Source organism: Scandinavium manionii (assembly GCF_024764775.1).
Taxonomy (GTDB): Bacteria; Pseudomonadota; Gammaproteobacteria; order Enterobacterales; family Enterobacteriaceae; genus Scandinavium; species Scandinavium manionii.
The window spans coordinates 580,038-594,577 of sequence record NZ_JALIGC010000039.1 but is presented as its reverse complement, the minus strand read 5'-3'; the positions used below and the strand labels follow the sequence as shown (position 1 = coordinate 594,577).

The following is a 14,540-nucleotide window of genomic DNA, read 5'->3' as shown; positions in this document are numbered from 1 at the left end:
GCAAAAGCAAAAAGCCCGCTTAAGTTTCCTTAAGCGGGCTTCTTAAATATGGCTCCTCTGACTGGACTCGAACCAGTGACATACGGATTAACAGTCCGCCGTTCTACCGACTGAACTACAGAGGAATCGTGTGAACGGGGCGCATATTATCGATGCGCCCGCGCCTTGTCAAAGGCTGTTTTTCACAATTTTAATCGTTTGCCGATTTCTTCCACAGACTGGGTAAAAATCACTCCCAGGCCCGCTCCGCTTTTGCTGCATCAAACTGCGGTGGTGGCTTGCGGAAGCGTCCGGTCAGGTACGCCAGATACAGTAAACCGACGCCTGCCCACACCAGTCCCAGCGTTAAGGACGTCGCCTCCAGGTTTATCCACAGCACGGCGACGGTAGCGGCACCAATCAGCGGCAGGATCAGGTAGTTCACCTTGTCTTTCCAGGTTTTGTTACGCCCTTCACGACGCCAGAAATGGTTGAACACCGACAGGTTTACGAAGGTAAACGCCACCAGCGCACCGAAATTAATCAACGCCGTCGCGGTCACCAGATCGAAGAACAGCGCCGACAGCGAAACCACACCGACCATCAACACGTTCAGCGCTGGAGTGCGCCATTTCGGATGCACGTAACCGAAGTATTTTTCCGGGAACACATTATCACGCCCCATAACATACAGCAGGCGCGACACGCTCGCATGTGATGCCAGACCAGACGCCAGCGTGTTCACAAACGTGGTGCAGAGGAATATCGACTGGAACAGCTTGCCGCCAACGTACAGCGCAATCTCCGGCAGTGCGGCATCCGGGTTCTTGAAGCGGCTGATATCCGGGAAGAACAGCTGCATGAAGAACGACGCCACAATAAAGATTATCCCGCCGTAAACCGCCGTCAGGAAAATCGCTTTCGGGATTGTTTTTGCCGCATCCGGCGTTTCTTCAGACAGCGTGGTCACTGCATCAAAACCGAGGAATGAGAAGCAGACTATCGTCGCCCCCGTAATAATCGGGATCAGGTGTGCGTTCTGGCTGACAAACGGTTGCAGCGACCAGACCGTGCCGACGCCCTCTCCTTTATGCAACCCTTGCACCACCAGGATGATGAACACCACCATGATGCAAATCTGCACCAGCACGAACAAGGTATTGAAGTTCGCCACCAGATTGACGCTTTTCAGGTTGGCGGCGGTGAGAATTGCCACAAAGCCGACGACCCAAATCCACGGCGCGACGTCAGGGAACAGCGCAGAGAGATAGATTTTCGCCAACAGGACGTTAATCATCGGCAGGAACAGATAATCCAGTAGCGATGACCAGCCGACCATAAAGCCGACGTGCGGGCTAATGGATTTTTGCGCGTAGGTATAAGCGGAACCCGCCTGCGGAAACTGGCGAACCAGTTTGCCGTAGCTTATCGCAGTAAACAACACGCCCGCCAGCGCCAACAAATACGACGCCGGTACGTGCCCGTTGCTGATGCCGGAAACAATACCGAAAGTATCAAACACCGACATCGGGGTGAGATAGGCCAGACCCATCACCACCACCTGCCAGAGTTTTAAAGATTTGCGTAGCTGCGGTTTACCCGCCTGCGACGTGAGTTCGACAGAGGAATTAGTCGCCATGTCGAAGCCCCCCCATGCGCGTCCAGGTTTGCGATAATGTCGTCGTTGTTGCAAACCTGCTTAGCCTGGGGGTGAGTCGTGTCAATAAAGGAGAAAACGTCGGGCAATAACCGGAAACCGGTCCGTCGTAGTCAATGCGGCAACGGCGTTCACCTTCGCCGTGCGAGTATTTAAACATCTGCATCATCTCATTTCCTCGTCATACAATTTGTCGATTAACTGAAGACCCGTTGCCGCCTGCGCTCCTTTACGCGACGCCGGGAAATGGCAGGTTGCCCTGCAAAACGTCCGGTCTGGCTCCGCTCAGACCGTATGATGCTACTTATTATTTTGCTGCCTGGTATGACGCCCGGTGGCGCTACGCTTACCGGGCCTACAGCCCAGGAAACGCACGGTCAGGCGTTTTTCAGCATCCACTCAATTTCAGTTTCTGTGATCAGACGCTCAAACTGAATCAACTCGTCGTTCTTACAGGCGTGGAACACATGGCTGAAGCGCTCACCCATCAGTTCACGCAGGCTGTCGTTTTGCATGAATTCCCACAGCGCATCGCTCTGGCGAATCGGGAACGGCAGACCTTCCTGCTCCAGACCATTGCCTTCGACTTCTTCCTGTAGCGGCAGATCGTTGTTCAGTCCGTGCAAAATACCCGCGAGGATTGACGCCATCACCAGATATGGGTTGGCATCAGCACCCGCTACGCGGTATTCGACACGGTGATTGTCACGATCGCCACACGGGATGCGCAGCGCAACGGTACGGTTGTTGTGCCCCCAGGAAGCCTGCGTTGGCACGTACATACCCGGCTGGAAACGACGGTAGGAGTTAACGTTCGGCGCTAACAGTGCCATAGATGCAGGCATCAAATCTATCATTCCTGCAAGCGAACGCTTGAGGATGCTCGAATCTTCGCCATCGGCATCCGCCAGCACGTTTTCGCCTTTGCTGTTCAGCATGCTGATATGAATGTGCATCCCGCTACCGGCATAGTCTTCATACGGCTTCGCCATAAAGGTGGCGTGCATTTTGTGTTTTTCTGCCACCGTACGCACCAGACGTTTCAGCGCCAGCGCATCGTCGCAGGCATCAAGCACGTTATCGGTGTGGTGAAGGTTGATTTCAAACTGGCCCGGTGACGCTTCGGCTACCGCGCCATCCGCCGGGATCAGCTGTAAACGCGCTAAATCGTCGATATCGGTCAGCACGTCCGCGAAGTGGTTAAGGTTATCAACGGAGTAAACCTGGCTTTGGGTATTGCGGTCATCGGTGCCCGGCGCGCAGGGCGGCTGTAGGAAACCTTCGTTATCGCGCTGACGGTCAAGTAAATAGAACTCCAGCTCTACCGCTACCACGGGGAACAGACCGCGCTGGCGCAGCTGCTGCCAGAGTCGATTCAGCACGTTCCGCGGCTCAACGTCAAAGGGAGCGCCATCTTCATCCAGCATGGTCAGCATCATTTGGCCAATAAATTCCGGGTCAGCCGCTGACGGGGTTAAGGTACCCAGCACCGGTACACAACTGCGATCCGGCTCGCCCAGCTCTTGTCCCAGGCCCGCTTCTTCTACGACGTTGCCGAGGATATCCATCGCAAACACGGACGCCGGGAAATAGCAGCCTTTCTCAATCTTGCGCAGGCTGGAAACCGGAATACGTTTGCCACGGAAGCAACCGTTCAGGTCGGTCAACAGGACATCAACATATTGGGTATTAGGGTAACGCTCGAGGAAGGTCTTTACTTCGCGTGCAAACGCGCTACTTCGTCTCTCTTCGGAATGCTGAACAAAATTCTCAACTTCTACGATATTAGTTTCCATGATTCACCGCCGTTGCTTTGGATGCCGGTCACTGACTTCAACCGTTAAATATAATGTCCACCCATCGACAATGGCGCTAACTAAAATGTTTGTCAAATGTTAAGTTGAGTTTGCAAAGAGGTTATCTCACTGCTAGATTGAGAAAATATTGAACGGAAAAGGCCATATGGAATAGTTTTGGCAATAATTTAGTCCAGAATGTGAGGGTGATCATGGGCAATATATTTGACAAGCCAGTTATCGGTGTTGTGATGTGCAGGAACAGGCTTAAGGGTCACCAGACCCAGACTCTGCAAGAAAAGTACCTGAATGCTGTATTAAATGCCGGCGGTTTGCCGATTGCCCTGCCCCATGCGCTGGCGGAGCCGGAACTGCTGAATGCCCTTCTGCCAAAACTTGATGGAATCTTCTTACCTGGCAGCCCCAGCAATGTGCAGCCGCACCTCTATGGTGAAAACGGCGATGAGCCTGACGCCGATCCTGGGCGTGATGAATTGAGCATGGCGTTGATCACCGCCGGGCTTGAAAGGCGCATCCCCATTTTCGCCATCTGCCGGGGTTTGCAGGAACTTGTTGTCGCCACAGGCGGGACTCTGTATCGTCGCCTGTGCGATCAACCTCAGTTCCTGGAACACCGTGAAGATTCGGAACTCCCGGTGGAGCAGCAGTACGCGCCATCACACGAAGTTCAGGTTCAAGAGGGAGGATTGCTTTCGAAGTTAATACCGGGCTGTAACACGTTTTGGGTGAACTCATTACACGGTCAAGGCGCAAAAACACTCGGTCCGCTGCTGCGCGTGGAAGCCCGCTCGCAGGACGGCCTGGTCGAAGCTGCCAGCATTCACGATCACCCGTTCGCCCTCGGTGTGCAATGGCACCCGGAATGGAACAGCAGCGAATACGCCCTGTCGCGTTTGTTGCTTGAAGGTTTTATCACCGCTTGTCAGAACCACCTCGCTGAAAAACAGCGACTCTGACCCCTACAGTTAAGGAAATGCCAATATGAGCGATGACGGCCTGGCGCCGGGTAAACGTTTGTCAGCGATCCGCCAACAATTGGGTCTTTCACAACGTCGTGCCGCCGAACTGTCTGGATTAACGCATAGTGCCATCAGCACCATAGAACAGGACAAAGTCAGTCCTGCCATCAGTACCTTGCAAAAGTTACTGAAAGTTTATGGGCTGTCGCTCTCCGAGTTCTTCGCGGACCCGGAAAAACCTGATGAGCCGCAGGTGGTTATCAATCAGGATGACCTGATTGAAATCGGCAGTCAGGGTGTTTCAATGAAGTTGGTTCACAACGGAAATCCGAACCGTACACTGGCAATGATCTTCGAGACTTACCAACCGGGCACAACAACCGGGGAGAGGATCAAACACCAGGGTGAGGAAATAGGCACGATACTGGAAGGTGACGTGATTCTGACCATCAACGGCCAGGATTATCACCTCGTTGCAGGGCAAAGTTATGCCATCAACACCGGCATACCACACAGCTTTAGCAACACTTCCGCAGGCATATGCCGCATCATCAGTGCCCACACCCCCACCACGTTCTGATATTCCTGAATTAAATTTGGCCTGATTTCTCAGGCCTTTTTAAACGCCGCTCTTTTTACAGGATTTATTTCCTGGGGCGTTTTGCAGCCAGATTTTGCCGATAGCAGCAGAGAAAGACCGATTATCTTATTGAATACAAAGGAGTCACCATGGACTTTCAGCATCTGAATTACTGGCAGGAAAAAGCGAAAAATGCCTCTATAGAAACCCGTTTGTTTATTAACGGCGAATACTGCCAGGCGCAAGACAACAGCACCTTTGAAATCATTGACCCTGCCGGACAGCGCCCGCTTGCCCAGGTGGCGCGCGGGAAAAAAGCCGATGTGGATATCGCCGTGCGTGGCGCTCGCGACGTTTTCGAGCGCGGCGACTGGTCGCAGGCCTCCCCGGCAAAACGTAAAGCCGTGCTGAACACGCTGGCGGATTTGATGGAACAGCATCACGAGGAGCTGGCGCTGCTGGAGACACTCGACACCGGTAAGCCTATTCGCCATAGCCTGCGTGATGATATTCCTGGCGCGGCCCGCGCTATCCGCTGGTATGCCGAGGCTATAGATAAAGTATATGGCGAAGTGGCCACCACTGGCGTAAACGAACTGGCGCTGATTGTGCGTGAGCCTATCGGCGTGGTGGCGGCCGTCGTTCCGTGGAACTTCCCGCTACTGCTGGCCTGCTGGAAACTGGGCCCTGCGCTGGCGTCAGGCAACAGCGTTATCCTCAAACCTTCTGAAAAATCACCGTTAACCGCCATTCGTCTGGCGCAGCTGGCGAAACAAGCCGGACTGCCGGACGGCGTGTTCAACGTCATCAGCGGCTTTGGTCATGAAGCGGGCCAGGCGCTGTCTCAGCATCCGGACGTGGATGTCATCACCTTCACCGGTTCGACCCGCACCGGCAAACAGCTGCTGAAAGACGCGGGCGACAGCAACATGAAACGCGTGTGGCTGGAAGCTGGCGGCAAGAGTGCCAATATCGTGTTTGCCGATTGCCCGGACATTGAAAAAGCCGCCGCTAATACCGCCGCCGGCATCTTCTACAACCAGGGCCAGGTGTGTATCGCTGGTACGCGTCTGCTGCTGGAAGAGAGCATCGCCGACCCGTTTATCGCGCTGCTGAAAGAACAGGCCAAAAACTGGCTGCCGGGTAATCCTCTCGACCCAAATACCACCATGGGTACGCTGATTGATAACGCCCATGCCGACACCGTTCACAGCTTTATTCGCGACGGTGAAACTCAGGGCACGCTGGCGCTGGATGGCCGCGACGGCAAACATCCGGCGGCTATCGGCCCGACTATTTTTGTCGATACCGCACCGACTGCACGCGTCGGCCGCGATGAAATCTTCGGCCCGGTGCTGGTTGTTACCCGCTTTAAAACCGAAGCGCAGGCGCTGGAACTGGCTAACGACAGCGAATACGGACTCGGCGCTGCCGTGTGGACTAACGACCTGTCACGTGCGCATCGCATGAGTCGCCGCCTGAAAGCCGGTTCAGTGTTCGTTAACAACTATAACGATGGCGACATGACCGTGCCGTTCGGCGGTTATAAGCAGAGCGGTAACGGACGCGATAAATCCCTGCACGCCCTGGAAAAATTTAGTGAACTGAAAACTATCTGGATTGCCCTGGAGCCTTAATCATGACTGAACATACCACCAGCTATTACGCCGCAAGCGCCAATCAGTATGAACCGTTTCCGACCCTGAGCGAGTCCGTCACCTGTGACGTGTGCGTGGTCGGCGGCGGTTACACCGGGCTTTCCTCCGCGCTGCATCTTGCCGAAATGGGTTACGACGTGGTGCTGCTGGAATCGGCACGCATCGGTTTCGGCGCCAGCGGTCGTAACGGCGGCCAGCTGGTCAACTCTTACAGCCGTGATATCGACGTTATCGAGCGCACCTACGGCCCGGATTCGGCCAAAATGCTCGGCAGCATGATGTTTGAAGGCGGCAAGATTATTCGCGAGCGCATCAAACGCTATCAGATTGATTGCGATTATCGTCCGGGCGGTCTGTTCGTGGCGATGAACCATAAACAGCTCGAAACACTGGAAGAACAGAAAGCCAACTGGGAACGCTACGGCAACACCCAGTTGGAAATGCTGGACGCCAACGAGCTGAAACGTGAAGTGGACAGCGATCGCTACGTCGGTGCCCTGCTCGACCACAGCGGCGGCCATATTCATCCGCTCAATCTGGCGATCGGTGAAGCTAATGCAATTCGCCTGAACGGTGGCCGCGTGTATGAGCAATCGCCGGTGACGAATATTCAGCACAGCAGCCCGGCGGTGGTCAGCACTGCAAAGGGCCAGGTGACGGCGAAGTACGTGATTGTGGCGGGCAACGCCTATCTGGGCGATAAACTGGAGCCGGAACTGGCGAAACGCAGCATGCCATGCGGCACCCAGGTGTTAACCACTGAACCGCTGAGCGAAGACGTTGCACGTTCGTTGATTCCGAACAATTACTGCGTGGAAGACTGTAACTATCTGCTTGATTATTACCGTTTGACCGGCGACAACCGCCTGCTGTACGGCGGCGGCGTGGTGTATGGGGCGCGTGACCCGGCGGATATCGAGCGTCTGGTAATGCCGAACCTGCTGAAAACATTCCCGCAGCTAAAAGGCGTGAAGATTGACTACAGCTGGACCGGCAACTTCCTGTTGACGCTGTCACGGATGCCGCAGTTCGGGCGTCTGGATAACAACATTTACTACATGCAGGGCTACAGCGGTCATGGTGTGACCTGTACGCATCTGGCGGGACGTTTGATTTCCGAATTACTGCGTGGCGATGCAGAACGCTTTGACGCGTTTGCCAAGCTGCCGCACTACCCGTTCCCGGGTGGCCGTACGCTGCGCATTCCGTTCACCGCGATGGGTGCGGCGTACTACAGTCTTCGCGATCGCCTTGGGGTGTAATGCTCTTCATACTTCACGCTACAGGGGTGTTGGCTGCACTCGCTCCCCCCTGTCACTTACGCAAGTAAGATCCAGAGGATGCGCTCAATTGCCGCCTACCTGTAGCGCAAATTATTTTGAGCATTGATTGAAATAACCCAACGCACAGAAAGATCCCTTCTGTGCGTTTTTTTATTGGTTCCTCACGCGCGGATATTTCCACAGCCAGCGGCCGCTGATCATCCGCCAGTAGAACGCCACGCCGCGCACCGCCCAGTCGAGGAACATGCCGAGCCATACGCCAACCACGCCCCATCCCAGGACAATCCCGAGGAAGTAACCGGCAACCACGCGGGCGCCCCACATGCTGAACATCGACACCCACATGGCGTAACGCGCATCACGCGCGCCTTTCAGCCCGGCCGGTAACACCCACGACGCAGACCAAATCGGCATAAATGCGGCGTTCAGCCACAGCAACTCTTTCACCACTTCTTTGACATCCGCTTCGTGGGTATAGAAAGAAGCGAACAAACCGGCGAACGGGGCGGTGCCCCAGGCAATAGCGGTCAACACGATGGTCGACATCCAGAACACATGGCGCAGCTGCTTTTCCGCCTGACCAATTTGCCCTTTGCCAAGTCGCTTGCCGGTAATGATGGTCGACGCCGAGCCCAGCGCGTTCCCCGGCAGGTTTATCAATGACGCCACCGAAAAGGCGATAAAGTTGCCAGCAATAACGTCGGTACCCATCCCGGCGACGAACATCTGCGTCAGCAGTTTGCCGCTGTTAAACAGCACCGATTCGATACTCGCTGGAATACCAATCCCCATCACTTCCCAAATAATGGCGAAGTTAAGCGGCTTGATATAACTCTTTAGCGGAATACGCAGCGCCGGGTTGAAGCCGACCGCCAGCACCGCAACAATCGCCACCGCACCGATATAGCGTGAAATCGTCAGCCCCAGACCGGCACCGACAAATCCCATCCCCTGCCAGGAGAACGCCCCATAAATCAGGACACTACTGATAATAATGTTAAGGATGTTCATCCCGCCGTTAATCAGCAGCGGAATTTTGGTGTTGCCCGCCCCGCGCAGCGCCCCGCTGCCGATCAGCGCGATCGCCGCCGCCGGATAGCTCAGCACCGTCAGTTCGAGATAGGTCAGCGCCAGTTCTTTGACATGTGGCGACGCAGCCCCGGCCACCACTTCAATAATTTCCCGCCCAAACAGATGAATGACCGCGGCGAGGATAATCGAGAACAGCGTCATGATAACCAGCGACTGGCGGGCTGCCGCCCTCGCCTGTTTTCGGTTACGCTTGCCCAGACTGAAGGCAACGACCACCGTTGTCCCGAGATCGATAGCAGCAAAGAACGCCATGATAACCATGTTAAAGCTGTCTGCCAGCCCAACTCCGGCCATCGCATCCGCCCCGAGCCAGCTCACCAGGAATGTACTCAACACGCCCATTAAAAGAACGCAGGTATTCTCCAGGAAAATAGGCACAGCAAGGGGGGTGATTTCACGCCAGAACAGAACACGGTAGGTTTTGCGGTTTTTATACCAGGTGGTGCGGGTGACGGCCTGGCGTACTGCGGCAGAGACGTTCAAAGGGTGCCTTAGAGAGAAAGTTGAAACCTCGTTTTAAATGATGAGGGAGAAATGCCAAACCTGCAACGTTGAATTGCGTTTAAATTGTGGGTAAATACAACTGATTGTTGACGGAACCAGCAGTCGCGACGAAAGGTTTGAATAGAGGTTTGACAAAAATTTTTTCGCCGCTAAGATAAGCCTCCAACCGATTCCTCTGTAGTTCAGTCGGTAGAACGGCGGACTGTTAATCCGTATGTCACTGGTTCGAGTCCAGTCAGAGGAGCCATATTTAAGAAGCCTGCTCAGGAAACTGAGCGGGCTTTTTGCTTTTTGGTCTCACCGAGAATTTACAGCTGCCCGGTATTTGCGGCTCCCGCACTCACCATAACCGGCATTCCGGAACGGCGCGTTAGCGCGGCGCTGGCGACGCTGGCATTCACGTCGGCGCCCTGAGTCGCGGTGTTCAATGCCGGGGTCATCGGCAGTGGGACTTTCTTATCAGATTCAAATTCCGCGCGGTTCCGGGACAGCGGCTCATGCACTTCCAGCCACCGCTGCCCGTCCGGTTCGATAGTGACTTTCACCGGCCTGTCGATCAGTTGTACCCGCGTCCCCACCGGCACGTTATCAAACAGATATTTAATGTCGTCTTTACGCAGGCGGATACATCCCTGACTGACGCGCAGCCCGATGCCAAAGTTGGCGTTGGTGCCGTGTATGGCGTACAGCTTGCCGATGTAAATGGCGTATAACCCCATCGGGTTATCCTCGCCCGGCGGGACGAATGCAGGCAAGGTTTTCCCCTCTTTCGCATACTCGCGCCGGGTATTCGCCGTCGGTGTCCAGGCCGGTGCTTCCTGCTTACGCTCCACTTTCGTCACCCAGTTACGCGGCGTTTCACGCCCGGCCTGCCCGATGCCAATCGGCAACACCTCAACCGTGCCACCCTCTGCCGGGTAGTAGTAAAGTCGCATCTCGGCGACGTTAATCACAATGCCCTCGCGTACCGTGTCCGGCAAGATAAGCTGTTGCGGAATGGTCAACGCAGTACCCGCTTTCGGCAGGAACGGGTCAACGCCAGGATTGGCCTCCAGCATGTTGCTGAACCCCTGTCCATACTGCGCGGCAAAATATTCCAGCGGCTGGGTATTCCCCTCTGGTACGGTAACGATTAACGGCGCGCCGACCAGCCGACTCCCTTCGGGAGGAAGCGGATAGGTAACCGCCTGGGCGCTATGGATAACGACAGCGAGCCCCAGGGCAAGCGAGAGTATACGAATCATAATTTCCCTATTATCGACATGATGGTGATAGGCTAAATATAGCCCTCTGTATTGGGATCGCAATTCTCCATACTTAACCGGCATCGCCAGCGCCGCACGTGGCCACCTGGCATGGTGTGGTCATTACCCGACGCCGGACACCAGCAAGTGACTCAATTTGTTGCACGCATAAAAAAACCCCGCACCGGCGGGGTTTCCATATTCAGGCTTCTGATACGTGCAAACTTACTCGGTTTTGCTTTCAGCTGATTTCAGCTCGCCCATCACTTTCAGTTTTTTAGAGATCTCGCGACGCTCTTTAGACAGCTCAGCATTCTTGATGATGTAGTCGTCCACGCGATCTTCGTAGTCGGTTTTCATGCTGGAGATGATGCCCTGAATAGCTTCAACGCTCATGCCTGGTTTGATGTAGTCACTGAGGTTATCAAGCAGCAGCACACGCTTCTGGTTGTCACGGACCTTTTTCTCAACGTCCTGAATTTCGCGCTGCAGTTTGTTTTTACGACGGAACAGACGAACAAACTCCAGAACGTCCTGGAACGAAGGTTTGGTTGTTTCCATTTTTATACCCCTGATAATTGAGATTCGGATTCGTAAAACAGCCGCTACGGGTAAACATAACTGCTAGCGGCCGCGAATGACAATGGTTTTTGCTCTGTCTCAATCATAACCCTAAACATAGCTGAATCGAAACAAGCACAAGGCAAACCGTGACCATGTGGACGTTATTTGCGCAACGCCCGGCAGATCAAATGTGACAACAGTTCAAGCTGTCGCGCCAGCTCCATGCTCAACCACACATATCCATGCATCGGCGTTTCCGCCAGGTCTTTGCCTTTATAGTCATTCACCAGCTGACGCAACTCGACGACGATATCGTTCAGCTTTTCGTTGTTAGCCAGAATCGGCTGCGGATTGCCTTCATACAGCGCGTGCGCAATGGTGAGCAAGGTCTGCTGGGTCATCTGCTGCATGTCGCGCAGGGTGTGGGCGTTGAGCATCAGATAGTGGCTGTCGCGCGAGGCCCACCAGGCATTAATTTGCAGTTCAAGCATACAGACCAGATTACGATTCACCGTCTGAATGCCTTCAAAAATCGATTTCTGAATATGGGTCTCTTTACTGGCGGGCGTGATCAGGCCGCGCATTTTCACCACGTCGTTCAGAACTTTTTGCAGTCGGCGTTCAAGGCGTGGACGTTCGAGTAAATTCGGCGAGAACCCGGTTTGATACAGGCGGTTAAACTCCGTGACGTAACTCGCCATCTGGATGCGCCAGTGGAGAAACGCCCGTTGCGGCCAGATGCCGGTAAACAGCATCGCCAGCAGCGAACCGATAATCACATCCCCGCTTCGCCATAGCGCCATGTGCATATCGCCGGGTGGCGCACCGACAACCACCGCCAGCGTGATGCCAATCAGCAGCGCCTGATACGGTTTATTGCCCAGAGCCAGCCAGCCGCAGAGGAACATCGCCGCCGCGCACCACAGTAGCATCAGCGGCAGCGACATCAGCTCCAGCTTCAGGGCCACCAGCCCCAGAACTGAGCCGAAAATCGTGCCGCCGATACGCTCAAACGCACGCGGGACCACGTTCCCCCAGAAAGAGATGGGCCCCATAATAACGACCAGCGTAATGAGCGGCCAGGTGCCTTCAGGTACGTGAAAAAGGCGCACCAACAGAAACGTCAGCACAAATGCGAGAGCTATCCGCACCCCGTGAACAATACGGTAGTTGCGGTATAAACGAATTTCAAAAGGACTCAGTGATTTATCAGCGCGCACACCCGCACTCCGGCCAGAGCAGAAAACACAATTGTATCTGTTTTTCTGCCACTGGCATCACGGATGCGTAAATAACCTTTTAAAAAGCAGGCTTGTTTACCTTAAACAGCGCGTTTTTTAACAGGTACATACATTTCGATATCCCAGTAACCATCCTGATTACCGTCATTGAGATAAAGCTCGAAGCAGGGTTTAGCTTCTAACTCGTAGTCTTTGTCCTCCAACACACGGCTAAAGAACTGATACCACGGGGTAGAAAAATCATGATCGACCACGCGTGCTGTGGCTTTGGCGTACATTCCCGCCGCGATTTCGGTGATAATCACCCCTTCGCTATTGGCAGGTATTGTGAAGCCGTCTTCGACGGTGACCACGGTGTCAGCCCGCAGCTTTTCCGCCGGCACCTCATCAGGGTTATCGTAGTAAACCGCCACCCACTCTTTGGCGTGGATCTTGTGTCCGTTCACCCACATCACCAACTGTTCAAAGCCCTGTTTGATGGTCTGCTCCCATGGGCCAACCATATGAAAACCGGCGATGATGCGACGATTTTGCTGAGTAATGCTGTAATCCATATTGCCTCCACTAACAAAGTCACTGGACAAATATACAGTTAAAATCTAGCAAACCGATTTGAAGGAGTATGTGCGATGTTTCACAAATCAGGAAAGTAAAACGCCCTCCGAAGAGAGCGTTTGGTCAAACGGGGTTGGCTCAGGATTTATGGTGCATCCAGTCGCTCAGGCGCGAGAACATGCCGCCTTTGCCCACACTTTCCAGCGTCACCAGTGGCCAGTGAGCAACAATTTTATCGCCGTCGTAGAGTTCAATTTCCCCGACGCGCTGATGGGCCGCGATTGGCGCATCCAGCTCTTTTTTGTCCATCACATATTTGGCTTTGATTTTCGGCACTTCAGCTTTCGGTAAGGCCAGCCAGAAGTCCTGATCGGTACCCAGATCGATATGTTCTTTATCGCCGTACCAGATGCGCTCAGTGCCAACTTTTTTGCCGGTATGCAGGATCTGAACGGTATCGAAATTCTGCTGACCCCAGTGCAGTAGCTTACGCGCCTGGTCTTCACGTCCTTTCGAGCTCTCAGCGCCCATGACGACCGCAATCAAACGGCGCTTACCGTCAACCGCAGACGCAATGATGTTAAACCCAGCGGTAGCCGTGTGGCCCGTTTTCAGCCCATCAACGTTCAGGTTTTTATCCCACAGCAAGCCGTTACGGTTGTTTTGAGTGATGCCGTTCCAGGTCAGGCTCTTCTCGCTATACATATGATAGAAGTCAGGCTCACCATGAATAATTGCTCGGGATAATACCGCGAGGTCGAACGCCGAACTGTGCTGTCCTGGCGCATCAAGACCGTGCACGGTTTCGAAATGGGTATCTTTCAGGCCCAGTTTGCTCACGTAATCATTCATCATTTTGACGAACTGTGGCTGGCCACCTGCGACGTAGTCAGCCAACGCCACGCAGGCGTCATTCCCGGAATCGACAATCAGTCCGCGGCTCAAGTCATGCACGCTCAGACGATCGCCCGCCTTGAGGAACATCAGAGACGATCCGTCAAAAACAGGATTGCCCTTTGCCCAGGCATCGCGACCTACGGTGACCATGTCATCTCCGGTAATGCGATGGCTGTCGATCGCGCGGTCAACCACGTAACCGGTCATCAGCTTCGTGAGACTGGCTGGGTTGCGCTGCTGGTGTTCGTTACCAGCGGTGAGGACCTGGCCGGTGGTGTAATCCATCAGCACCCAGGATGCGGCCTGGATCGCAGGAGGTTGTACCGGTGCGGGAATATAATCTGCAGCAACTGCGCAAGAAATGCTCGAAGCGAGCAAAGAAACAGCAATAAAAAAACGGCCTTTCAACAGCATATCCTCAACTTTTCGTATTCCCGTTCTTTTTACGGCAGTTACGCTTTGCTGACAGCGTTAAATTGCAAGAAAGTATGACATTTCCTGCGCGCGGCA

The 14,540-nt window shown here is 54.3% G+C and carries 13 protein-coding genes and 2 tRNA genes; 5 read left to right on the top strand and 10 right to left on the bottom strand.

Annotation, left to right across the window (positions count from 1 at the left end; all coding sequences use genetic code 11):
- Nucleotides 1–49 precede the first annotated feature (49 nt).
- The 3 genes from MUU51_RS17155 to MUU51_RS17145 form a co-directional block, all read right to left on the bottom strand.
- Nucleotides 50–125, bottom strand: a tRNA-Asn gene (locus MUU51_RS17155).
- Between the two features lie 104 nt (nt 126–229).
- Nucleotides 230–1,618 (bottom strand): APC family permease, encoded by a 1,389-nt coding sequence (locus tag MUU51_RS17150; RefSeq protein WP_159775486.1) that lies wholly within the window; start codon nt 1,616–1,618, stop codon nt 230–232.
- Between the two features lie 395 nt (nt 1,619–2,013).
- A complete protein-coding gene (locus tag MUU51_RS17145) occupies nt 2,014–3,432 on the bottom strand; it encodes a glutamine synthetase family protein (protein WP_159775488.1) in 1,419 nt (472 codons plus the stop codon).
- 212 nt (nt 3,433–3,644) lie between these two features.
- Between MUU51_RS17145 and puuD the strand changes: the two genes are divergently transcribed.
- From puuD to MUU51_RS17125, 4 genes are all read left to right on the top strand, one after another.
- Nucleotides 3,645–4,409 (top strand): gamma-glutamyl-gamma-aminobutyrate hydrolase, encoded by a 765-nt coding sequence (puuD, locus tag MUU51_RS17140; protein ID WP_159775645.1) that lies wholly within the window; start codon nt 3,645–3,647, stop codon nt 4,407–4,409.
- 25 nt (nt 4,410–4,434) lie between these two features.
- A complete protein-coding gene (gene puuR / locus MUU51_RS17135; protein WP_110509576.1) occupies nt 4,435–4,992 on the top strand; it encodes an HTH-type transcriptional regulator PuuR in 558 nt (185 codons plus the stop codon).
- Between the two features lie 149 nt (nt 4,993–5,141).
- The gene (gene puuC / locus MUU51_RS17130) at nt 5,142–6,629 is read left to right on the top strand and encodes an aldehyde dehydrogenase PuuC (RefSeq protein WP_258968203.1); all 1,488 of its coding nucleotides are present in this window, start codon (nt 5,142–5,144) and stop codon (nt 6,627–6,629) included.
- 2 nt (nt 6,630–6,631) lie between these two features.
- Nucleotides 6,632–7,912, top strand: coding sequence for an NAD(P)/FAD-dependent oxidoreductase (locus tag MUU51_RS17125; protein WP_159775492.1), 1,281 nt, complete (start codon nt 6,632–6,634; stop codon nt 7,910–7,912).
- 171 nt (nt 7,913–8,083) lie between these two features.
- Here the strand turns inward: MUU51_RS17125 and MUU51_RS17120 are convergent, their stop codons facing one another.
- Nucleotides 8,084–9,508 carry an EmmdR/YeeO family multidrug/toxin efflux MATE transporter gene (locus MUU51_RS17120; protein WP_159775494.1) on the bottom strand — a complete coding sequence of 475 codons (1,425 nt, stop codon included), beginning with the start codon at nt 9,506–9,508 and terminating at the stop codon, nt 8,084–8,086.
- A 79-nt stretch (nt 9,509–9,587) separates the two neighbouring features.
- Nucleotides 9,588–9,695: a DUF5951 family protein gene (locus MUU51_RS22225; RefSeq protein WP_374684590.1), complete on the bottom strand. Its 108-nt coding sequence runs from the start codon at nt 9,693–9,695 to the stop codon at nt 9,588–9,590.
- A 5-nt stretch (nt 9,696–9,700) separates the two neighbouring features.
- On the opposite strand from MUU51_RS22225, the gene MUU51_RS17115 reads away from it, so the two are divergent.
- Nucleotides 9,701–9,776 (top strand) — tRNA-Asn (locus MUU51_RS17115).
- 61 nt (nt 9,777–9,837) lie between these two features.
- On the opposite strand, the gene ldtA is transcribed toward MUU51_RS17115, so the two are convergent.
- From ldtA to dacD, 5 genes are all read right to left on the bottom strand, one after another.
- On the bottom strand, nt 9,838–10,773 hold the full coding sequence (gene ldtA, locus MUU51_RS17110; protein WP_258968202.1) for a L,D-transpeptidase: 936 nt from the start codon (nt 10,771–10,773) through the stop codon (nt 9,838–9,840).
- A gap of 225 nt (nt 10,774–10,998) precedes the next feature.
- The gene (locus MUU51_RS17105; RefSeq protein WP_159775498.1) at nt 10,999–11,334 is read right to left on the bottom strand and encodes a DUF496 family protein; all 336 of its coding nucleotides are present in this window, start codon (nt 11,332–11,334) and stop codon (nt 10,999–11,001) included.
- A 164-nt stretch (nt 11,335–11,498) separates the two neighbouring features.
- Nucleotides 11,499–12,557 (bottom strand): FUSC family protein, encoded by a 1,059-nt coding sequence (locus tag MUU51_RS17100; protein WP_159775500.1) that lies wholly within the window; start codon nt 12,555–12,557, stop codon nt 11,499–11,501.
- A 101-nt stretch (nt 12,558–12,658) separates the two neighbouring features.
- Nucleotides 12,659–13,132 (bottom strand): DNA gyrase inhibitor SbmC, encoded by a 474-nt coding sequence (gene sbmC / locus MUU51_RS17095; protein ID WP_159775502.1) that lies wholly within the window; start codon nt 13,130–13,132, stop codon nt 12,659–12,661.
- A 139-nt stretch (nt 13,133–13,271) separates the two neighbouring features.
- A complete protein-coding gene (dacD, locus tag MUU51_RS17090) occupies nt 13,272–14,438 on the bottom strand; it encodes a serine-type D-Ala-D-Ala carboxypeptidase DacD (protein WP_200849719.1) in 1,167 nt (388 codons plus the stop codon).
- Nucleotides 14,439–14,540: the final 102 nt, after the last annotated feature.

Bases quoted from the DNA above. Each gene is read 5' to 3' on its own strand.
- MUU51_RS17150 (WP_159775486.1), bottom strand. From the start codon at position 1,618: ATGGCGACTAATTCCTCTGTCGAACTCACGTCGCAGGCGGGTAAACCG.
- MUU51_RS17145 (WP_159775488.1), bottom strand. From the start codon at position 3,432: ATGGAAACTAATATCGTAGAAGTTGAGAATTTTGTTCAGCATTCCGAA.
- puuD (WP_159775645.1), top strand. From the start codon at position 3,645: ATGGGCAATATATTTGACAAGCCAGTTATCGGTGTTGTGATGTGCAGG.
- puuR (WP_110509576.1), top strand. From the start codon at position 4,435: ATGAGCGATGACGGCCTGGCGCCGGGTAAACGTTTGTCAGCGATCCGC.
- puuC (WP_258968203.1), top strand. From the start codon at position 5,142: ATGGACTTTCAGCATCTGAATTACTGGCAGGAAAAAGCGAAAAATGCC.
- MUU51_RS17125 (WP_159775492.1), top strand. From the start codon at position 6,632: ATGACTGAACATACCACCAGCTATTACGCCGCAAGCGCCAATCAGTAT.
- ldtA (WP_258968202.1), bottom strand. From the start codon at position 10,773: ATGATTCGTATACTCTCGCTTGCCCTGGGGCTCGCTGTCGTTATCCAT.
- MUU51_RS17105 (WP_159775498.1), bottom strand. From the start codon at position 11,334: ATGGAAACAACCAAACCTTCGTTCCAGGACGTTCTGGAGTTTGTTCGT.
- sbmC (WP_159775502.1), bottom strand. From the start codon at position 13,132: ATGGATTACAGCATTACTCAGCAAAATCGTCGCATCATCGCCGGTTTT.